Source organism: Sphingobium sp. DC-2, from assembly GCF_000722555.1.
Lineage (GTDB): Bacteria > Pseudomonadota > Alphaproteobacteria > Sphingomonadales > Sphingomonadaceae > Sphingobium > Sphingobium quisquiliarum.
Window position 1 is genome coordinate 124,795 of record NZ_JNAC01000075.1, and the last position, 20,457, is coordinate 145,251.

The 20,457-nt window shown below is 62.6% G+C and carries 21 protein-coding genes and 1 tRNA gene; 8 read left to right on the top strand and 14 right to left on the bottom strand.

Annotation, left to right across the window (positions count from 1 at the left end):
• Positions 1–69: 69 nt before the first annotated feature.
• The 5 genes from moaA (at position 70) to ET21_RS26000 (ending at position 4,131) form a co-directional block, all read left to right on the top strand.
• A complete protein-coding gene (moaA, locus tag ET21_RS0116435; RefSeq protein ID WP_030540535.1) occupies positions 70–1,083 on the top strand; it encodes a GTP 3',8-cyclase MoaA in 1,014 nt (337 codons plus the stop codon).
• Positions 1,080–1,856, top strand: coding sequence for an NAD kinase (locus ET21_RS0116440; protein WP_021239362.1), 777 nt, complete (start codon positions 1,080–1,082; stop codon positions 1,854–1,856). Before moaA ends, ET21_RS0116440 begins: the two co-directional genes overlap by 4 nt.
• Before the next feature lie 79 nt (positions 1,857–1,935).
• Positions 1,936–2,010: transfer RNA gene (locus ET21_RS0116445), tRNA-Asn, on the top strand.
• A gap of 158 nt (positions 2,011–2,168) precedes the next feature.
• The gene (locus ET21_RS0116450; protein ID WP_030540536.1) at positions 2,169–3,404 is read left to right on the top strand and encodes an integrase arm-type DNA-binding domain-containing protein; all 1,236 of its coding nucleotides are present in this window, start codon (positions 2,169–2,171) and stop codon (positions 3,402–3,404) included.
• A gap of 16 nt (positions 3,405–3,420) precedes the next feature.
• The gene (locus tag ET21_RS26000; RefSeq protein ID WP_030540537.1) at positions 3,421–4,131 is read left to right on the top strand and encodes a hypothetical protein; all 711 of its coding nucleotides are present in this window, start codon (positions 3,421–3,423) and stop codon (positions 4,129–4,131) included.
• A gap of 244 nt (positions 4,132–4,375) precedes the next feature.
• Here the strand turns inward: ET21_RS26000 and ET21_RS0116460 are convergent, their stop codons facing one another.
• From ET21_RS0116460 to ET21_RS0116475, 3 genes are all read right to left on the bottom strand, one after another.
• Positions 4,376–5,191 (bottom strand): DNA adenine methylase, encoded by an 816-nt coding sequence (locus ET21_RS0116460; protein WP_030540538.1) that lies wholly within the window; start codon positions 5,189–5,191, stop codon positions 4,376–4,378.
• Complete coding sequence (locus ET21_RS28915) at positions 5,082–5,381, bottom strand: Com family DNA-binding transcriptional regulator (protein WP_081856751.1); 300 nt, start codon at positions 5,379–5,381, stop codon at positions 5,082–5,084. The genes ET21_RS0116460 and ET21_RS28915 overlap by 110 nt, the downstream gene beginning before the upstream one ends.
• 626 nt (positions 5,382–6,007) lie before the next feature.
• Positions 6,008–7,204 carry an integrase arm-type DNA-binding domain-containing protein gene (locus ET21_RS0116475; RefSeq protein ID WP_030540540.1) on the bottom strand — a complete coding sequence of 399 codons (1,197 nt, stop codon included), beginning with the start codon at positions 7,202–7,204 and terminating at the stop codon, positions 6,008–6,010.
• Positions 7,205–7,359: 155 nt separating this feature from the next.
• Here ET21_RS0116475 and ET21_RS28920 point away from each other — a divergent pair, with 155 nt between their 5' ends.
• Together ET21_RS28920 and ET21_RS0116485 are read left to right on the top strand one after the other, a co-directional pair.
• Positions 7,360–7,590: a PadR family transcriptional regulator gene (locus ET21_RS28920; protein ID WP_369291713.1), complete on the top strand. Its 231-nt coding sequence runs from the start codon at positions 7,360–7,362 to the stop codon at positions 7,588–7,590.
• On the top strand, positions 7,583–8,086 hold the full coding sequence (locus tag ET21_RS0116485; RefSeq protein WP_030540542.1) for a hypothetical protein: 504 nt from the start codon (positions 7,583–7,585) through the stop codon (positions 8,084–8,086). The genes ET21_RS28920 and ET21_RS0116485 overlap by 8 nt, the downstream gene beginning before the upstream one ends.
• A gap of 110 nt (positions 8,087–8,196) precedes the next feature.
• Here the strand turns inward: ET21_RS0116485 and ET21_RS27775 are convergent, their stop codons facing one another.
• From ET21_RS27775 to ET21_RS0116500, 3 genes are all read right to left on the bottom strand, one after another.
• A complete protein-coding gene (locus tag ET21_RS27775; RefSeq protein ID WP_156029233.1) occupies positions 8,197–8,499 on the bottom strand; it encodes a hypothetical protein in 303 nt (100 codons plus the stop codon).
• 243 nt (positions 8,500–8,742) lie between these two features.
• The gene (locus tag ET21_RS0116495; RefSeq protein ID WP_030540544.1) at positions 8,743–9,330 is read right to left on the bottom strand and encodes a glycoside hydrolase family 108 protein; all 588 of its coding nucleotides are present in this window, start codon (positions 9,328–9,330) and stop codon (positions 8,743–8,745) included.
• 6 nt (positions 9,331–9,336) lie between these two features.
• Positions 9,337–9,564, bottom strand: coding sequence for a hypothetical protein (locus tag ET21_RS0116500; RefSeq protein ID WP_037471198.1), 228 nt, complete (start codon positions 9,562–9,564; stop codon positions 9,337–9,339).
• A gap of 221 nt (positions 9,565–9,785) precedes the next feature.
• On the opposite strand from ET21_RS0116500, the gene ET21_RS0116505 reads away from it, so the two are divergent.
• Entirely contained in the window at positions 9,786–10,559 is a 774-nt protein-coding gene (locus ET21_RS0116505; RefSeq protein ID WP_156029236.1) for a bifunctional 2-polyprenyl-6-hydroxyphenol methylase/3-demethylubiquinol 3-O-methyltransferase UbiG, read from the top strand.
• A gap of 41 nt (positions 10,560–10,600) precedes the next feature.
• On the opposite strand, the gene ET21_RS0116510 is transcribed toward ET21_RS0116505, so the two are convergent.
• The 8 genes from ET21_RS0116510 to ET21_RS0116545 form a co-directional block, all read right to left on the bottom strand.
• Positions 10,601–11,347, bottom strand: coding sequence for a hypothetical protein (locus ET21_RS0116510; protein WP_030540547.1), 747 nt, complete (start codon positions 11,345–11,347; stop codon positions 10,601–10,603).
• Positions 11,348–11,358: 11 nt separating this feature from the next.
• A complete protein-coding gene (locus tag ET21_RS0116515) occupies positions 11,359–13,020 on the bottom strand; it encodes a hypothetical protein (RefSeq protein WP_030540548.1) in 1,662 nt (553 codons plus the stop codon).
• Positions 13,017–13,412 (bottom strand): hypothetical protein, encoded by a 396-nt coding sequence (locus tag ET21_RS0116520; RefSeq protein WP_030540549.1) that lies wholly within the window; start codon positions 13,410–13,412, stop codon positions 13,017–13,019. Before ET21_RS0116520 ends, ET21_RS0116515 begins: the two co-directional genes overlap by 4 nt.
• 23 nt (positions 13,413–13,435) lie before the next feature.
• The gene (locus ET21_RS26700) at positions 13,436–15,700 is read right to left on the bottom strand and encodes a hypothetical protein (RefSeq protein WP_156029239.1); all 2,265 of its coding nucleotides are present in this window, start codon (positions 15,698–15,700) and stop codon (positions 13,436–13,438) included.
• 137 nt (positions 15,701–15,837) lie between these two features.
• On the bottom strand, positions 15,838–16,236 hold the full coding sequence (locus ET21_RS0116530; protein WP_030540551.1) for a hypothetical protein: 399 nt from the start codon (positions 16,234–16,236) through the stop codon (positions 15,838–15,840).
• On the bottom strand, positions 16,233–16,787 hold the full coding sequence (locus ET21_RS0116535) for a hypothetical protein (protein WP_030540552.1): 555 nt from the start codon (positions 16,785–16,787) through the stop codon (positions 16,233–16,235). Before ET21_RS0116535 ends, ET21_RS0116530 begins: the two co-directional genes overlap by 4 nt.
• Positions 16,787–17,395: a hypothetical protein gene (locus ET21_RS0116540; RefSeq protein WP_051768202.1), complete on the bottom strand. Its 609-nt coding sequence runs from the start codon at positions 17,393–17,395 to the stop codon at positions 16,787–16,789. The genes ET21_RS0116535 and ET21_RS0116540 overlap by 1 nt, the downstream gene beginning before the upstream one ends.
• A complete protein-coding gene (locus ET21_RS0116545; protein ID WP_030540554.1) occupies positions 17,392–20,448 on the bottom strand; it encodes a hypothetical protein in 3,057 nt (1,018 codons plus the stop codon). The genes ET21_RS0116540 and ET21_RS0116545 overlap by 4 nt, the downstream gene beginning before the upstream one ends.
• Positions 20,449–20,457: the final 9 nt, after the last annotated feature.

The window sequence follows — 20,457 nt, forward strand, 5'->3', positions numbered from 1 at the left end:
TCACCTGCTGGCGTCGCCGCAACCGCTGCCCGCTTGCGCGCGGCAAGTCCATGCCCTAGCTAACAGGGCATGGACATGGTCGATCTACCGCGCGCGGCGTTGATTGACGCGCTTGGTCGCCGGATCAGCTATCTGCGGATTTCGGTGACGGACCGGTGCGACCTGCGTTGCCGTTACTGCATGGCGGAGCGGATGACATTCCTGCCCCGCGACCAGTTGCTGACATTGGAAGAGATCGCACTGCTCGCCGACCTGTTCATCGCGCGAGGGGTGCGGAAAATCCGGCTGACGGGCGGGGAGCCGCTGGTCAGGCGGGACATTATCGACCTGGTGCGCCGGATCGGGCGGCATGTGGGTGAGGGGCTGGACGAACTGACGCTGACCACCAACGGCACAAGGCTGGCGGACCATGCCGATGCGCTGTTCGATGCGGGCGTCCGGCGCATCAACGTCAGCCTGGACAGCCTGAACCCGGACAGGTTCGCGCACATCACCCGGCGCGGGAATATCCAGCCGGTGATGGACGGGCTGGCGGCGGCACAGGCAGCAGGCCTTGCGGTCAAGATCAACATGGTGGCGCTCAAGGGCGTCAACGAAGACGAGATATTGCCGATGCTGCGCTGGTGCGGCGATCAGGGCTTCGACCTCACCCTGATCGAAACCATGCCGCTTGGCGAGACTGGCGAGGACAGGACGGACCATTATCTGCCGCTGACGGAGGTGACGAAGCAGCTTCGCGAGCATGTCGAGCTTACCCCCATCGCGCATCGCACTGGCGGCCCGTCGCGCTATCATGCGGTCGAAGGCATGGCCGCCCGCCTGGGCCTCATCACGCCGCTCAGCAATAATTTCTGCGCCGATTGCAACCGCATGCGCATGACGTGCGAGGGCAAGATCTTCATGTGCCTGGGCCATGACGATCATGTCGACCTGAAAAGCGCCTTCCGCACCGGCGGCGTCGCGGCCGTCGAACCTCTGATCGACCGCGCCCTGCGGCTCAAGCCTGCCCGGCATGATTTCCGCATCGGCGCTGGCGCTCCCCCCGCGGCGGTGCAGCGGCATATGAGCGTGACCGGCGGATGATCACCGAACCGCGGCGCGCCCTGGTCGCGTCCCCGACTCAGGCGGCCAAGGCCGCGGAAGAAAGGCTGCGCGCGGCCTATGACTTCGTGCCGGTCAACGAAGCCAATATGCTCATCGCCCTGGGCGGTGACGGCTTCATGCTCCAGACGCTGCATTCGATGCTGGAAGGCCGCCACATCCTGCCCGTGTTCGGCATGAATCTGGGCACGGTCGGCTTCCTGATGAACGAATGGCGGCTGGAACGGCTGGAGCAGAGGCTGAATGCCGCAAAGTCGTTCAAGGTCAACCCGCTGCGCATGACGGTGGATACGGTCGATGGCGAGCGTTTCTCCATCCCTGCCATCAATGAAGTGTCATTGCTGCGCGAAACCCGTCAGACCGCGAAGCTGGAGGTGCAGGTCAATGACCGGTCGGTGCTGCCCGAACTGGTGTGCGACGGCGTGCTGGTGGCGACCCCGGCGGGCTCGACCGCCTACAACCTGTCGGCGCATGGGCCCATATTGCCGCTGGGTTCCAGCCTGGTGGCGCTGACCCCGATCAGCCCCTTCCGCCCCCGCCGCTGGCGCGGCGCGATCCTGCCGGAAAGCACGACGATCCGCTTCACCGTCCTCGACCCGGTGAAACGCCCGGTCAGCGCCGTGGCCGACCAAAGGGAAGTGCGCGACGTCGCCCAGGTGGAAGTGCGCATCGACCGCGCCACGCCGCTGACCCTGCTTTTCGACCCGGAACATACGCTGGACGACCGCATCGCGGCGGAACAGTTCATCGCCTGAAAAAATCTGCAACTCAGCCCTTGCCATCCGAAGAATCCCGCTGCTATAGGCGCGGCCTGCCCAGCGAGAGCCGGGCTGCTCCCCGATAGCTCAGCGGTAGAGCATTCGACTGTTAATCGAATGGCCGTAGGTTCGAATCCTACTCGGGGAGCCACTTCTCCTTCCCAGGAGAGCGCGCAGAAGCCTGTAAGGCTTGGAAATCTGCGGATTTCGCCTTACCAATATTCCCACTTATTCTCATTGGGGCGCAGGCAAGCGCAGACACGCGAGGGGTATTTTGGGGGTACGCTCAGACTGCGTTGGGGGTAGCGAATGCTGACAGATCGTCAGTGTCGCGAAGCGAAGCCTGCCGACAAGGCGTACAAGCTCTCCGACGCCCACTCACTTTACCTGCACGTGGCGACGACAGGCTTCAAATCCTGGCGTTGGAAGTATCGATTCGGCGGCAAGGAAAAGCTGCTGGTGTTTGGCCCCTATCCCGCAGTCTCCCTGAAGGAAGCGCGAATCGCGCGAGAGGAAGCGGCTGCGGTTCTCCGGAATGGTCGAGATCCCGGCGAGCGTTCTATGGCGCCGGAAAGCCCGACGTTCGAATCGGTGGCGACGACTTGGCACCAAGGGCAGTCCCCGCTCTGGACGCCGAAATATGCGCAGTCGGTCATGGCTCGACTGAAGGCGGATATATTCCCTGGGATTGGACAGGCGCAAATCGGAGCGATCAAAGCGGCCGATGTGCGCCTGGTGCTGATCAGAATACAGGAGCGCGGAGCGATAGAGGTCGCTCACAAGTTGCGCGGCCATGTCGAGGATATCTTCCGCTACGCGATCGCGCACGAGTTCGCGGAGACCAATCCGGCAGCTGGCTTGGGCAAGGCATTGATGCCGATGAAAAAGGCGAAGCGGCCAGCACTGCTACAGCTTCCGCAGATCCACGCGTTCATCAAGGCCCTGGAAGCTGCGCCTTCACATCCACTGACCAAGCTGGCATCTCGCTTGCTGGCGCTCACCGCTGTTCGCCCTGGTGTGGTGCAAATGGCGAGGCCCGAGGAATTTGTCGGCCTGGATACCCCGGAGCCCTACTGGCACGTTCCGGCCGCGCGAATGAAGCTCGAACGGGCCGAAAAGGATCAGGAGGTGTTCGACTTCATCGTACCCCTGTCGAAGCAGGCGGTCGCGGTAGTCAAAGCGGCGCAGCAGCTGAGCGGGCACACGCCGTGGGTCTTCCCCAGCCGCAGGGATATGCGCAAGTCAATGAGCGAGAATGCGCTTGGCTACCTCTACGCTCGCATCGGCTACAAGGATCGGCACGTCCCGCACGGTTGGCGATCCAGTTTCTCGACCATCATGAACGAGCGAGCCGCGCTGCTGGGCAACGCTGGCGATCGGCAGGTGATCGACTTGATGCTCGCCCACCGGCAGCCCGGCGTCGAGCCCATCTACAATCGGGCGCTCTACATGCCTCGTCGACGCCAGCTGGCGCAGGAGTGGGCGGACATGCTGCTGAAGGACGCACCTTCGCCCTCAGCGCTGCTGGACGGTCCGCGAAGATAGCTGCGGGAGGCCGAGCATGACGGCTCGCGCCTTTGGAACTGTGGCAGAGCGGCTTGTTGCCAACAAAAAGCCCGGCCGACGCACCGAACAGCCTGTGCGGCGCAACAGCTATGATGTTGGCGACCGCCGTGCCCAGGTGTTTCGTCCGATAGGCGACGGCACGAAGGCTGGCGCAGGCCGATGGCGGAACCGCTACATGCAGGTGGCCGAAGAATACGATCGCCAGATGAAGAAAAAGGGCGAGCGGCACCCGATCGGTGCCAACGCGCTGCGTGTACTGAAGACGCTACTGTGGCTACCCGGACTCGATTTCAAAACGGGTCGGCTGGACCCCGCCATCGCGACTGTCCAGGAGCTGACCGGCTTTGCCCGCAAGACGGTGGTCGATGCGCTCAACCGCCTGAAGGAACACGGCTTCCTAAATTGGGTCCGCCGCACTGAGAAGACTGGCTCCGGACCAGGCGAAGGCCCGCAGGTGAAGCAGGCGACTAACGCCTATTTCTTCGACCTTCACCGCCTGCACAAGCGGGCACAGATGCGGCTCAGACAGCTGCTACGAAAATGCATGCCCGAGGCCTCCCAGCCTGCCACACCTAATTGCGCTGAGCAGGCCGCGGAGCGCTCCTGCGACCCCAAACTCGAACGTCTTTTGGCCTCAATGGCTACGGCTTTCGATACCTCTGCTGCGAGTTCAGAGAACGGTCGGAATCAGGGGGTCAGTGAATAAGAGGATGAGGACTGCCTTCGGCAGACGCAGTTAGAGGTCTCACGACGCACCCCAGGCCCCTGATTTAACAACCGAGCGCTCCTCCGCAGCGTTGGGGGCGGGGAGGCTGTGGCCTCCCCGCTTGGCTCCCCAGGGGGCCAAGAGGTTGGGACGGCCCTTCCCCGCCCAGGCAGCGCCTGGGGATATGCAGCAGGGGCGGAATTTATGCATAGACCCCCCGCGATAACACCGGCGGTCCTTCAGATCAGGCGATCGGAACGTTACTGATGATCAGTTCACCCACCTTCTTCCCCCCGCCGCGCGTGGCCGTCGCCACCGAATAGGTGGTCTCCACCTCGGACATGGCGAAGCCGGCGAAACATGCGCGCGCACCCGGCGTGTCATTGATGGAGAGAATGAATTTACCCGCGAGCCCGTGCAGCTGGGCGGCGAGGCGGTCGAAGTCCTCTCGACAGAAAACGCCGCGGCCGTAATCGCCCTCGCAGTCCCAATATGGCGGGTCGAGATAGAAGAGCATGCCCGCGCGATCATACCGGCGAAGGAAATCGCCATAGGGCAGCCGCTCGATGACGACCGGCTGAAGCCGATCGCGGATCGCCATAAGGGTTGCGCGGAGCCGCGCGAGATTGAACCGGGCCGGCGAGTGGCTATCGACGCCAAAGTTTCGGCCGACGATCTTTCCGCCGAACGCCAGGCGCTGGAGATAGAGGAAGCGGGCCGCGCGCTCGATGTCGGTCAGCGTCGCAGGATCCACCGCGCGCAGCCGCTCGAATTCTTCCCGGCCGGCCAGCAGCCATTCCATCTCATCGACGAACGCCTGGTAGTGCCGGCGCACCACCCGGAACAGCGCGGTCACATCGCCAGAGATGTCGTTGATCGCCTCGAACCTCGGCCGGGCGGCGCGGCGGAAAAATATGCCGCCCATTCCGACGAAAGGCTCGGCATAGCCGTCATGCTCCATCGCTTCGATGATGGCGCAGATCCGGCGCGCCAGGTTGCGCTTGCCGCCCAGATAGCCGGCCGCCGGAGCAACAGGTGAAACTTTGTCGAGGGACATCATGCTTGCCTTCTTCAGCCGCTCGATTGGCGGTCGGGTTCGGGCTCGATGGCCTCAGACAATTGAAGGTGCCGCATCGGCGGCACTTGATCTCGATGATGCCGGCGATCGCTGCCGGCTCGGCCTTGAAAAGGAGGGCGCTGCAGGACGCGCAGCAAATCGAAACGGGGACAGAATGAGTTGACGAACGCACGAAATTTCGCTCCTAGACACCCGCCCGTTGCGCGGGTGCGGGGCGGCCGGTCGGCCAGCTGTGTCGTGGCGAGGTAGTGCTCGTCGGTTTCCCGGGTGGCAGCCCGGTAACCCCCGCTCCCGGCGCTGTACGAGGAGGAGCGAAGCAGTTCGAATGTGTATGATAGATTGGTGTGGATTTACTTGGCAGGCGTTTGCCACTCTGAGTACCGGTGCAATGGCCGTCGGATCAGCGATCTACGTAGGGATGAGGCAGATCAAGATCGCACGAACTCAGGCTGAAACTGCTCAGATGACGTTGAGAGAGAAGCTCTTCGATAGGCGGTTCGAACTGTATGCCGATATGGACAAGGCGTTTTCGGCTGAGTTGAAGGGTGAGGCTAACGCATTTGCTGTCACGCCTGAACGGAGCAGGATCGTGCTGTCGTCGAAATTCTTGTTTCCGTTTAGCGTACGCACCACGCTGGGGCCGGCATTGGATCAGGTCAGGGCCCTCCGTGCCGCAAGGAACGAAACAATACCTGGCGAGACAGATCAGGCTCGCCAGGAGCGCATAACGGCAGCGAGAGACATATTGAGCGAACGCTACGAGACATTCGCGTCAAGGATGGGGGAGTATATGAAGCTCTACGATGCGGCTGCCGATGAAGAGGCCGATAGCAGCCCCGCCCAGTCCAAGAATATCTGGCGTCGTTTGTGGAGCAAAGTGGCTCGGTTATAGGCGCTCTCGCTGTCGCTTTCGCCCTTCAGCGTGTGCGCTAAAGCCATGTCGATTATTGCCCGTTGCTCGGGGAATCTCTCGTTGAGGATTGTCGAGAAGGTGGCGCGCCATCCATGCGGAACATGGCGACCGGCATAGCCGGCGCGAGAGTAGAGCGCGCCGATCGCCGCCGGCCGGATCGGAAACACCGTGGAAGAACGGGTATCATTCCCGACCTCGCGCACCTGGCGCAGGACGGCCACCGCCTCGGCCGAGAGCGGCACAATGTGATCGTTGGCGGCATCCGCCTTGCGGGCCTTCTTCAGCTTCATGCGAGCGGCCGGGATCCGCCAGAGCGGCGCGCTGCCGTCCAGCTGCTCGAACTCGTCCCAGGTGGCGCCGATCAGTGCCCCCATCCGGACAGCCGTCAGCGCCAGGAAGCGCGATGCCAGGCGCACGATCGGCGGACCACCCGCGCGATCGCAGGCAGTCAGCAGCCCGCGCGCCTCGGCAAGGTCGATCAGTGCCGGTTGCCGGCGTGTTGGCGGCGCGGGCCGCAACGCCTTCCCGACGATCGCGGCCGGATCCTGATCAACGATGCCCTCCGCGATCGCAAAGGCGAACACCGCGGAGATCCGCTGGCGGATGCGGCGCGCGGTTTCGATCGAGCCGCGGCGCTCCACATCGCGGAGTACCTGAAGGACCGCGGGCGCAGTGATCGCGCCGATCGGCAGCGGACCGATATCCGAAAACACGTTGCGCACAAGGCTGTCCAGGACGTCGCTTGCGTGCCGCTCGGTCCAGCGCTCCAGCTGCAGGGCATGCCACTGCCGGGCGACCGCTTCGAAGGTGTGCACCTGGCGCGCCGTACGCGCCGTTCCCGAAGGATCGACGCCTTGTGAAATCAGTGCCCTAGCGTCTTCTGCGCGATCGCGGGCGTCGAGCAGCTGCACGCCGGGCCACTGGCCCAGGCAGAGCAGCTTCTCCCTGCCGTCGATCCGATATTTCAGCCGCCAGCTACGCAGTCCGCCCGGTGTGACGAACAGGAACAGACCGCGCTCGTCGAACATCTTATAGGCGCGCGAGCGCGGCCGCGCGGCTTTCACTGCAGCGTTGGAGAGCATGACAAATACCTTGAGCGCCCCCTTTACATCTACAGCGTATACTATACATTGTAGAGCTAAGGAGCCGAAGTATGTTGGGTAAGTTGGAAGAATGGGTGCTGCTCGCCGCCATCAGGGCGGGCGAAGATGCATTGCCCAGCGAAATCTATGCGCGCATGACAGCCTCGGAGGGGTCAGACCGCCCGCCGGCTTTCGGAGCTGTTTACACTACCCTCGGGCGCATGGTCGCGAAGGGATTGCTGGAGGAAAACAGCAGACCTGACTCAGCGGGGCGGAACCGCCGAACCTTCACGATCAGCGGCGCTGGTCGGCTCGCGCTGACAGGTTCGATGCAGAGGATCCACGCTCTCGGTGGCTTTGGCCTAATTGGAGAGGCGCATGCCTGAGCAACCCAAAACCCCGGTTCAGATTAATTTGGCCAAGGGAACGTCTTGGAGCATGCCCGCTGGCACGCTGGTGAAGCTCGCCTCGGGAGAATATTTCCGCGAGTGCCGAGTTGAATACGCAGACGACTTAGTCGTTGACTTCCAAGCCTTTCAGCAGATCCCCGCTGAAGATAGCATCACGATGCATGGTGCCCGCATGGTTGTGCAGAAGGAATTGCTGCACGCAGTTGTTTTGATTGCCGAAGCCCAAAGTAACGCGAAGTTGCGTTACCGCCCGTCCCTCCTGCTCGACATGTTGGTGCCGGCAGAAAGGGCACAGGACATGCAAGCCAATTTGGCAGAGCTGTTCCCTTTATGGGTTGAACGCCATGGTCAGCTAAAAGCCAATATGATCTGTCGCTTCCAGGTGATACTAATGATCGGCGGGACGTGGTGGGAAAAGGTTCTCACGACATGTGAGCGCTTGCTGAAAGTATTTCGCTTGTCCGGCGGATAGCACAGAAGTGACGGACAACCCCTCCGTCGCGCGATAGCGGGGAATGGCAGAAATCAGCCATTTTCCCGGCGTCGGGAAAATGGGCGATACCCCACTCGATACCCCCGGCTTCAGGGTGCTTTCGGGCAATCAAAGGGCAGTTTGCCACCCTGGTCGATGACCCAGCGACATATAATTCCGCCAGCTGAAGAAATCGTATCGCCCCATTTTTCGACAGCAATGTCGTACTCGGCCGACGCCTTGGCGCTGGTGACGATCTCCGGCCTAGCGGCAGGCTTAGGGGTGACGATCGCCTTCAGGTCGGCAGTCGGCGGGAAGATCGGCTTCAGCTGCACCCTGGGCGCGCAGGCGCTGGCAGCCAAGGGCAACGCGCACAGCATCAGGCTTCGTGTCAGGCACTTTGGATATCGCATTGGTGAGCTCCTGCTCATGCTGGATAATTGTAATGCCGTTGGCCGCCCGGGCTTGGTCAGCATTGTCTCGCGCCCGCTCGTTAGTGGCGGCCACCTTCGTGTCGATCGCCGGGGGCGAAGAGACGCGGCGCCCGGCGCAATAGCCTAGCGGAAGACAGAGCCCCGCCATGGCTAGGCCGGTGATGATACACGTCCGTGCCTTTCGGATCAGGACGCGGGCGCGCAGCAGTCGGGCTGCCCAGATCATGCGCACTTCTCCAGCGGCACGTTGCCGATGCGATGATCGACCCAACCACGGTAGAAGACCTTCAGGCGGGGATTGACCCGGACGAGGCGGTCATATTCCGCCAGCTGCTTCGCATCGATGCGGGGCAGCATCGCCTGGCAAAGCAAGACGCGCTGACAACGGCTGAAGCCCGCGACCGTGGCCGGGCCAACCTTTCCATCGACGCTGAGCTTCAGCGCGGGGCAGATCTCATTCAGAGACTGCTGGAACCACCGTGACGGGCGCGCAGGGCCCATGTTCACCGCCGTGTCGAACAGCTCCTCGGTCACGGCGGCGTCGAGAGGGATCAGAGGCGCATAGCCAGGCTTCACCAGATAGCTCTGATAATAGATGCTCTCCGCGACTTCGCGCGGGAGCGCCCGCATTGGCCCGGTGTAGCCATGATCGACCGCGACCTTCTTGGTGATGCCCATGTTGGTCTCTCCGCCCGGATCCGACGGATGATTTACATAGCCGCCTTCGAGCTCGATCGTGGGGCTGATGATCGCCAGTGCGGTCGCCGTGGCGGCCGCCGTCAGCCCGGCGAGGATCTTCACCTTGCTCATGCCGGGTCAGCCCTTTTTCTGCGCCTGGTGAGCAGCTGCTGCCGATCGCTCCTGCCGCGGGCGGATCATCTTGTCCCAGACGAACCAGCCCATCTGCAGGAAGGTGTAGGTGAGCGTCGCGATCAGCACCCAATCGCTGAGGCTGATGCCCACGAGCGTGATGCCCGTGATCGCAACCGGCGGAGCCGATTTGGACGCTTCGACAAGCATGTCGGGCAAGTCGTTGGTCTTCATGCTGTTTCCTTGAGGTATTGCCGATCGACGGTCGCTGAGATCAGCTGGTGAGTGCCGTGGGCGGAAAAGGCGGCCCGGACCGCTGCTGTTAGCTGGGATGGACGCCTCACCTGCGGCCATTCACACCAGTCAGCTAAGATTCAAAATGCGTTTCCGATCGAAGCAATCGTTGCGTCGCAGGAATAGTTCGTTAGGTTCCGCCTCCAATTTTGGAGGGCAAGATGCACAAAACGCTAGATCTTTACGCTACCGACGCACCAAATCGGCAATCAACCGTTGATATCTTCGCAGGTACCTGGTCGACCCAACTGCCTGGAGGTCTACGCAGCGGTCCTTCGAACAACTTTTACGATCCCCGCATCGAGCTAGTTGAACGAGAGTTCGGTTTTTCGGGTAAAAACGTCTTGGAGCTGGGGCCGATGGAAGCCGGCCACACGTTCGGCATTCATGCTCTTGGTGCTAAATCGATCGTCGCGGTGGAAGGCAACTCGAACTGCTATCTGAAATGCCTCATGGTCAAAGAAATGTATAATCTTGACCGCGCATCCATTCTGTATGGCGACATCATCAAGCATCTCGAAGCGACGAACGATCGTTACGACATTATTTTTGCGAGCGGCGTGTTGTATCACATGATGGAGCCGCTGAAGCTCCTATCTGAGATTAGGAAACACACGAACAAAGCCTATATTTGGACTGGCTTCTATGATCGCGAGATTATGGAGCCAGCCTATGGCGAGCGCTTCAAAGACCGTTTCCGCGATCCGATTGAACTTGAGTTCGATGGGTTCAAATGCACTGGCTATCCCCAGAGCTATGAGGAAATGCTTGACCTCCCTCAATACTCAGGTGGTAGCGCGCCCGGTAGCGTTTGGCTCGCCAAGGACGACATTCTTAATTTCCTCCGCCACCTCGGCTTCAACAGGGTTGAAGCTTTGGATCTGGATTATTCCTACGGCTTCGCGCCTCGCGCCTCTTTTATCGCTGAGGTTTGAATTAGAGCGAGCCTCCGCACCCAACGGTGCCGGAGGCCCTCTCAAAGCACTCGCTCACCCCGAGCCGCATAATATGACCGCAGATATTCGTAAGTGGTGCGCATCATCTCTCTGGTGAACGCACCACGGTGGCGTGCCACGAAGGCGATATGCGCGGTGTCGTCATATCCTCCAGCATAGTAGTCCCCACCAATGCGCCAAGGCGAATCCCCGTCCAGCGCGCGAGTGACTGCTGTTTGCGAGTAATCTACTATCTTACCGCCAGACCGCTGATAGGCCGTCATTGCAGTGCTGGTGACCGTAGCCGCGCGGAAATAAAACACGGGCTGCTGGAAGCGGACGTCTTCGCTGAAATAGGCAGCGTCGGCACCCCCGTCTCTGGCCTGGAAGGCGCCCACGTTATGAACGGAGAAGCCATAATTTCCTGAGGAGCCAGCGCCGTTATAGTTTGAAAGGAGTCCGCGACCAGGTTCCGGAACCCCCAAAGCGGCATTCGGCATTCTGGCCACCGTTATGATTGTGAGGTCCGCATCCAAGCCTGGCACTGCGCTGTCCACAATCTGCGTCTGGAGATAGTTGGTCTGGCTGTCCCCGCTGAAGATAGCGTAGTTGTCCTCATAGGCGATCGCCCCATGGGCCGTTGCGTCAAGGCCGCCCAGCGCGCGGTTTTTGCAGGAAGAGATTGCCCCCTCGCCGACAATGAAGATGTCGCTTGCACTGTCGGAGAACGGATAGGCGGTGACGGCCGCCGCGTTCACGATCTTCGCGGAGGGGAGTTCAATTCGCATGTAAGGCTCCTTCAGCCGATGGTTTTGTCGAGAGCGACGATCCAATTGTGCAGTGGAAGATCCCGGAAGCCGGGATCGAACCTAGCGATCCAATCCCCCTGAGTGTCACGCAGCTGGCAGCGGTTGCCGTCATGCGGACCACTTGCCGACCCATCGGTTGCGCCACTAGCGCCGATACCCGCCGCCTCCAGGCGATCAGTTGCGAGCCAATTAGTGTCGCTGCGGAAAACGATGTCGTTCGTTCCGAAAAGCTCGACGCCTGTGATGTTACGGACGACGCCAGTCTGACTGAGCCGCCGGAACCCAAAATTGCTGACCGGCGTCATCACGCTTTCGTCTACCTCGAATGTTAGCGGATAGACATTGTTCAGCCGGGCGATCAGGTTGAGGCCGTCGCGCTGGAACGACACGATGTCGAGCGGCTCCCAAGGCAGCTGATCATGAATGACACGCTTCCGCACGAGGGCAGCCATTGCCGCTAGCACGTTCGTTCCGCCGGCGGTGAAATGGGCGTCCGGGTCGACGCCATCATAGGGGACATGCTCGATCTGGTAAGACGGCCCGATGCAATGGATGTCCGGATCGTCTTTCGCCAGCTGCACAAACTGCTCATAGCAATAGGCAGGGGATAAGCCATTGATTGGCTCCGGGTACCGCTGCCAGATGATCATCTGGAGCGGGTCACTGCGCAGCGGGAAGGCGGATGCGGTGTCAGCCTCAATGTCGGCGCGCAGCTGCGCTGCCTTCGCTGCCCAGTCCGCCTCGCCCACACCTTGAATATAGGTAAAGGCCGAGAAAGTAGCAGTCTTTCCCATCTCCGCTGCGCGAACTGCAACCGCCTGAGCCTGCGCAATCAGGCGGTTGTAGGTGTTAAATCCGTCTGAGCCAGCCCCTTTTGACAGCTGGTCGATGTTCATGTTGCCGTCGCCGGGGGCGCTAGACACCATGGCAAAGTCGACATTCTCAGGCCCCACATTGTTCTCGGCCGCCAGCAGATCCCACACATAATCTGTCAGCGCCGTGCACATAGATTGGCCGATCCCGTTGGGCAGGTAGACGGGATACTTCGGGGTGCCGAGATCCTGCCGCTCGCGCAGCGGTACGAGGCTCGCGTAGCGCGCGGGGTTGTCGGGATCGGAGCTGATGAGAGACTGGGTACGCACGCCGCCCACGAACATCAAGGAATTGTATCGCTGGGGCAGAAGCTCCGCGATATTCTCGAAGCCGGTCGGCCAGCTTTGACCGTATACTGGATGAAAGTCTATTTGCGCGGGGATATGAGTGCGCAGCCTGCGGCTGCTGCGGACCGTACCCGCAACGGTAAGAAGGCGGCTAATTCCATCCCATGCATAGGCTGCCTGGCCATCGCGATCGGTGGCAGATACGCCGCCCAGCATGTCGGTCGTGATGGTAGCGCCACCGGCGACGACAAGCCGGTTCAGCAAGTCGATGACAAGTGCCGCGCGCCCTTGGTCATCGGTAATGGAAAAGCCCAAGGCGGGATCGAATTTGATCGACAACTCGAACGGCTCGAGCCGACCACCTACCGCCGACGCTTCCGATTTCGCGTCGCCTGCGTCGGCAACCGCCTGATCGACGCTGTCCTGTTGCTCTTCCGTGAGGCCGGGGCCGCGCAGGCCGCCGACCTTCGCGCTGAAATATTGTGTGCTCAAGGCTGGGTTACTCCCGGTTCAACGATGAAGCGGCCGAGCGCCAGCTTGTCTTGCTGGCCATCGGCATAGGTCAGGATGATGTCGTAGGCGTAGACGTCGGCTTCCCCCGGCTCAGGCTGATTGAGGCCGGTCGGCATGGCGGCTAGCGCATCCTGATTGGCGCCGGGGAAGACACGAAGGCAGCGTTGTCCCCCGGGGGCCGAGGGCGGCAGATCCTGAAAGGCGAGGCTTTCCCCTACGATAAGCGGGGAACCCGGCTGCCCCGGATAGAGGCGCACCTCCATCTTGATGGTCGCACCATCGAGCGGCAGCTCAGCGCCGGGATAGAACAGGTCTATGGTCGGCGCCCACGCAAGGTTGCGCGAGGCCGTCAGGTCGAGGCTGGCGGTCATGGTTGCTCCGATGGTGGAGGGTGTCAGGTGCGGCGCTGGAAGAGCCCGGCCGAGAAGCCGGCGCCGGCATCGGTGTAGATGCTGCTGTCGAAATAAAGGGTTGCGGCAGAGGTGCCGATCGAGCGGAGCAGCGCTGCGCTCCTCAGTTCAGCTCCTTGCCAGTAGGAGATCGCGCTGCCGTCGGCGGACTGGACGACCCAGAGGACATCTCCCGGCACCCACGAGCCGACGATGTTCTGACCACCGCCCTCGATCGACTTCAGTACGCCACCGCTGTCGAAGAAGAAGCCGAAATCCACCGCATAATCGTCGGTCGCATTTGGGGCGGCGGATAGGCCGGCGATGACGATCGATGCGGCCTGCGGTGCTATGATTCTCGCCACCGCATTGCCGGTGAAGCCTGACGTGCTGACCGCCGAAGCATCCCACCCAGGCCCAGCAAGCGAACGGACGATGGAAAACATATCATCGCCCGCAGCCGTCACGGTCGTATTGCCGCCATCGGCAATAACAGCGGCAGCCGCCCATTCGCTGATGGATTCAGGCCCAAGGATTTGCCGAGCCCCCTGATTGCCCGCGACCCTGTAACGGACGGAAACCTCATATCCCACGCCCGCCGATATCCCAGCGATGACCTTGGTCGTCGTCGACGACGGTTCGAGGCTCGCGCCGATCCAGTTATCGCCGGCACCGTTGCCGGCATCATAGGGCCGATACTCGAAAGTGATTTCCTCGGCATTGCTGCTGGCTGCGCTGCCAGTGACCACGATCGATACGCCCGCACTTCCACCCAAGGCTTCAACCGACATCGACCAGCCGGTCGGCGTGTCAGGCGTGCCGGCTCCGCCGTTGTCCCAACTTGCGTCGTCGGAATCACCGGGAGGAACAAGCGTCGGCGGCGGCGGAGCGGTGCCGGTCATCGCCAGGGCCACTGCGTGCTTAGCCGTGTCCTCGGTCTCGAAGGTTAGGGTAACGGTGCTGGTGGAGATGTCCTTGCTGATCGCCGCCACGACGCAAAGATGATCGAGTCCGGCATCCGGATCGCTCACATGATAAGCTTCGCCGAGCCGGGCATACCAGAGGCGCGGCTTGCACGGATAGGTGATGCCTGCCAGTTCACGTCGGTTCATCAGTTCATAAGCTGTCAGCTGTGCAGCCTGGTCCTTGTCGGTCACTAGCTCGCAGAGAAACTCCTCCTCTTTTGGCTCCCCATCGAGGGCGATATAATCCTCGAACCTGACGGCCGCGGACTGGACATATTCCCACTTGTTGGTCTCGGACCGATATTTCGGGACCATGGTGTTGATGCGGTCCTTCCAGGTCCGCATGCCGGGCGCCATCCGCTCTCCGTCGGCGAAGTCGTCGCGTGTGATCGTATCGAGCGCTACTTTCGGCGACTGGAAGCGGACGGACAGCAGACCGCCGGAGATGACGGGCACGCCCGCCCCCGCCGCGCAGATCCGCTTCAGATTGTCCCAGAGGCTGAGGCCGGGCCCGTCGAAGACAGTCCCGTCGCTGTTCCAGCCATTGGCCTCGCAGACATTTGCGAAGGCGACCCACTGGGGCCAGTCGAACGTCTCATAGGGAAAGCCGCAGCCGATGACCTTGATGGTCTGCTCGCCGGTGGCGGGATCGATCGCATAGCGGCCGCGCGCATAGGTGATCGCATTCAGAGCCGCGTTCCGGTCGAATTCGAAGCTGTCCTCGTAATCGAAACGATGATCGCCGTCCCCGCCCGGATAGGTGCTGTCCTTACGAGGGTCATAGACGCGGGCCCATCGGGCGACCACGCCAAATGCCGGAATGCCGTTAGCCCAGACCTTGTTGTCTCGATCGAACCGGAAGTTCAGCATGCTGGCGCACATGCCGGACATCTTGTGCGCCGGGCTCCAATCCGGGACTGCTCCCCACGGCCCGGCGAGGGCGTCAGGCTCGGGCCGCAGTCCGAGCTGGTGATCGGCATAGAGCCAGGAGGCATAGTAACCGAGCGCCGAGGTGCCGGCGAAGCTCACGGCCTGCCAGTCCAGCAGGAGCGATTCCACGCCGTCGATCGGGCCGCCGGCGCTCCATACGAATACCTTGGAAAGATAGGGGTTCTTCGTCTTCCCCACCTTGCCGCCATAGCCCACGTCGTGCAGCTGAGTGCCGGCGTAAAAGGACCGGCCGACGCCATAGGGAATCGGGCTGTTGGCGCCGATCGTCACCTGGTTGACCGAACCTTGCAGTCCCGGCTTCTTGGCCATGACCTGGGCGCCCACCGAGGCCGCAGCCGCCACCACCGTCGCCACCTGTGCCACCGTCGATACCGTCGCCGCCGTCGAGGCGCTCATGGAGAGCAATCCCGCGCTGCCTGCCGCGCCGACGCCGGTCGCGACGAGGGCGATCGCGCCGGCAATCATGGCGACCTTCGCCAGTGTCTTGGCCATCAGGTCCTCCAAGCGGCCTTGATCTCGAGCGGCACGAGATTGACCATCTTGTCGCTCTCCTCGTGCCAGCCCATCACCTTATGGCCGACGCAGATCACGGCAGCGTCCATCCCCTCCTCGCCCTCCAGCACAGCGACATCGCCGAGCATCATGCGTGCGTGTGGAATGCGCGGCAGGATCGCGTCGAAGACCGCGACCAGGCCGCCCGCCTTCAGCAGAGCGCGCCGGGCGCCTATGATGGACTGGTACCGGGGCAACGCCGGTGGCTTATGCCCCATCTGCAACAGGTGAAAGCGGACCATCCGCACGCAGTCCGCATTGACATAGTCCAGCGTTCGCCCGCGATATTTCGCCAGCGTGGCCTCCGTCGCTATGCGACGCCGTTCCAGTTCGTTCATGTGTTTGGCGTCGCCGCTCCCCAGGCGGTCGATCGCGGCATGCCCGTCGCGTTCGCCATACCCAGCTCTCCCGGATAACATGCCTGCTGGAACCGATCGCAGAGCGCGTTGCCGCGCATCACCATGAACAGCCGCTTGGCTGCGCTCTCGAATTCGATATCGACCGATCTGGTGCCCTTGCCGATTTTGATGGTTGCGGTGTCGATCGCGAGGTCAGCCGTCAGATCCGGCGTGCCCACAACATGGCCGGTCACCGGATCATATTCTCCGAGCCAGAAACGCATCCGGCTGCCTTGCAGGGCCGGGTTGTTCAGGCCGACGCCCGCGGCCGCTGACGGCGGAAGAAACGTCAGCTTGCCGCCCGGGGCCTCATCGCCAGTCTTTTCCTCGAAGGTCTCGGCCGCAGCCACGGTGCCGAACAGTTCGTCGACACAGTCATATTTGTCTGCGCCCCAATAGACGAACCCGCCATCGCAAAGGCGCACGTCCCTGTCCGGAAGCTCGATCTTCATCAGGGCGACCAGGTTGAGGATCCTTCCGGTGAAGCCCATCAGCGCGCTTCCTGGATCTCGAACTGGACGCCCTCGACAAAGCCGGACAGTGCCTGCTCCCAGGCGATCTCGCTGCCAACGATGAACCCCTCGATCATCGGCCTCGCGACGTGGAGGGTCGCGCCATCGGGAGGTTCGATGCGGAGCATCTGCGAAAGGGTGACGGTCACCTTGCCGTCGGCTCCAGCAATCGCAGGGGCGGCGATGAAATCCAGATAGTGCTGCTCGTCCACTTCGAGGCTGACAGGCTGACCTTCTCGGAACGCATAGCGCGGTGCGAGCTGGCGCAGCGCCAACTGGCGACCTGCCTGGCCGGCACCGTCAACGACCACTGGCGTTCCGCTGGTGATGTTGGGCGCTCCAGGGTCGAAGCCGTCCATCGGCCACGCCATGCGCGCGCCCTCGCTCTTGCCGCGGATCAGGCGGTTCACGAAAATTCGCGCTTCCTTCCCACGCATCGGCGGCATGGTCACGGTGACAGCGTAACGGTTGCCCATCCGGTTCAGGCGTTGGGTCGGTCCTCCACCCGACGGCGTGAGGAAGCCGCCGAAGTCGATCAGCCGGGGTGCATCGACGCGCGATGCAGGCTTGTCAGGGATAATAATCACGGGATCCTCCTGCTCGCCTGCCGCGCAAGAGCGGTCTGTGCGCCGCTCGATCCCGCGCCTGCGGCTGCGTCCGCAAGCGGCGTGGCGACGGCGGCGGCACGACCATCCACCGTCGCTTCGAAGTAAGGGGACGGGGCCACCATCAGCTTCACGATCTGCGGGGCAAATCGCTGCATGGCGGCGGCACGCTCGGCAGCGTGGACGCTGGGAACGTTGGCGGCGGCAGCAGATGTCAGCCGCCCCGATCGCAGCGCGTCCAACGTATCGACGCCAATGCGCGCGGTGGCTTCGGCATCGAAGACATATTCTTGACCGTGGACCACCCCGGCGACAGCATCGCGCCGGTGATGACCGGTCCAGCCGCCGCCGGAGAAGCCCTTGAGGTTGAGATAGTCGATCGAGGATTCCAGCGCCGCGACGTTGTTGCTCGCTGTGTTGAGCGATCCTGCGAGGGGATTACTGCTCAGCCCCAAGAGGCTCCCGCCCAGATTGATGAGGCCGCCGAGCAGGCCGCCGCCGCCCATCGCCTGCTTGATCTGTAGCCGGATCACGTCGGCGATGAGCTGGTTGAAGAATTCGCCGGCGACGCCTTTCAGCTTAAGGAAACGGGTCGCGCTCTCCGCCAGCTCGTCGTTTAGATTGTCGAAGAACCGCACCTCGGCGCTCTGCAGCTCGTCATCGATGTCGAAGTCCGCCAGCTCCTGCCGGTATCGATCCACCGGGCTGGCATTCTGACGCTCGACCAGTTGCCGTCTGACAGCCGCATCACGTTGCTGGTTGCCCAGCTCGTCGGCGAGCATGGCCCGGCGCGCCGGATCCTTTTCACCGGCAAGCTGGCGCTCGATCGCCAGGCGCGCCTGCCTGCTCTCGATCTCCAGCAGCTCGAGCGCAATGCGCCGACGTTCCTTCGTGGTGCCGGCAAGTTGGCCCTGCAGCTGCAGCAGCTCGGCCTGGCCGTCCAGCTGCGCGAGCTCAGCATCCATCGCCTGCTGCCGGAGCGCGATCTGCTCCTTTTCCGTGATCGCGGCCTTCTCGGTGTCGGCGTTCTGCTGCGCCTGCAGCTTGACCGCGTCCGCCAGCTCCTGGGACCATTTGCCGAGCGCGACGCCCTTGTCGGCCGCGCGCACGATGTCGGCCTGCGCCCGGTCAACCTGTTGCCGCTCGTTGGCGGCAATGTTGCTGATCGTGACCAGGCGGCGCTGTTCGATGTTGAGCCGGTCATTCTGCACGCGGCTCAGCAGCGACGCATATTCGTCCTGATTCCGGGTGTCGGCATCTTCAGCGCGCTGCCCCGATCGGGCGATCTGCTCCGAGCTGCGGCGGGTCTTGCTGAATGCGACATGGAAATGATCATCATGATCCTTGTCGCCCGGGCCGAGCAGCTCCTGGATGTTGACGCCCTGACTCTCGAGATAGGCGCGGATCTGTGCCTTCGAAACCGAGCCCATGCCCCCGCGAGGGACGAAATCAACGGCCTGGCCGCGATAATGATAGGAGCCGGCCACATGCTTGCCGCCGGTGGTGGACGTGATCGTCCCGCCGAACTGGCCGGTCAGCATGCCGCTGATGTCATTCGGCGTTAGACGACCGTTCCGAACATCGCTCTCGCTGCGGCGTTGACTGGCCTGCCGATCTTGCTCGGCCTTCAGCGCACCTGTGCGCTGGCGCTCGATGCTCGCAAGCGTCTTGCCGATGCTGGCAGTTAGCTCGTCATTGCCGCGCGCCGCGTTCCTCGCAGCATCCGCCATGTCGTCATAGCGTTTGTTGATCGCGGCGATCGGATCGACTGCGGCCTTCGCTTCATCGACAGCGATGGTGATGCGGGCATCGCGAACCCCTTGGTTCGCCCGAGCCACCGCCGCTTTCAGATTGTCTACTGCCGCCTCGGCCTTGCGAAGCTGCTCTTCCGCCACGCGTAAGGCATCGCGATCGGTCTGGTTGCCGCGCGGGCCGTCCAGGTTGTTGGGATTCAGAACCCGGCCACGCGCCTTCTCGGCAGCAGCGCGCGCGGTCGCAAGATCCCGCTCCGCTGTCGCCAACGCCTCAGTCTGGTCGCGCTGGCTCTTTAATGACGTTTGAAGATTCTGCTGGTTGATCTGCCGCTGGCTAAGGAGCCCCCGCTCCATCTCCTCGTTCAGCTTGCGCTGGGCTTCGATCTGGCCTTCCAGCGTTCTGGTGAAAGCGGCATGCGCCTGCCGAGAGGTCTCCGCCTCGGACGCATCCTTTTTCAGTTTGTCGATTGCATCGCCCAGCGCATCATTGCCCTCGAGCAATTTGCCGACCCATGGAGTGAGCGCGACCAAGCCGGCACTGAAGGCGATGCCCCAGGGACCGCCGAGCAAACCGATCAGCCCCTTCGATTCCCCGCTGATCAGGCTGATGGCCTGGATCACCTGGCCGGACTGCTGCGCAAAGATGATGGAGGCGGAGGTGCCGGCGGCATATTGGGTGGCCACGTCGCCGAGCTGGAAGGACAGCTGCTGGTACCCAGCCCTCGCCTCGCCGCTCACGGCGACGGTCCGGCGCTGGGCAGCGCCTGCAGTGCCGAGCTGGCGTTCGACCAGGCCGAGAACCTGCGCCTGCTCGCGCAGCGCCGAAGCCTCCTTTTCGGCATTTACGGCGGCGGTGGCAGCTGCAACGGCGTAGGCGCGCGTCGCGGCGGTGCCGCCCTCGGTTGATGCGTCCGCGCGCTGGGCAGCCTCGGCGAGCAAGCGCAGCGACGTCGCCTTCGCGGTCGCTGCAGCAGCTGCGTCGCGCGTCGCGTTCGCATCGAGGATTTGTGCGGCCGCCGCGCCGGTCGGCGCGTTGGCCACTTCCCGGGCAGAATCGGCGATGCGGCGGAACGTGTCCTGATAGGCACGCTCCGCCTGCTTCAGCGCCGGCAGGCCGGAACTGCCGAGCTTGGCCATCTCCTTCTCGACTTCCTCGATCACGTTGATCGCGGCGCCGCTGAAGTCGTTGATGATGGTCTTGCCAGCGGTCATCGCAGTGCGCAGGCCACCAACGTCGCCCGACACCTGGAGATAGAGGTCGCGGCGGTTACCCCTTGCCATCCGCTATCT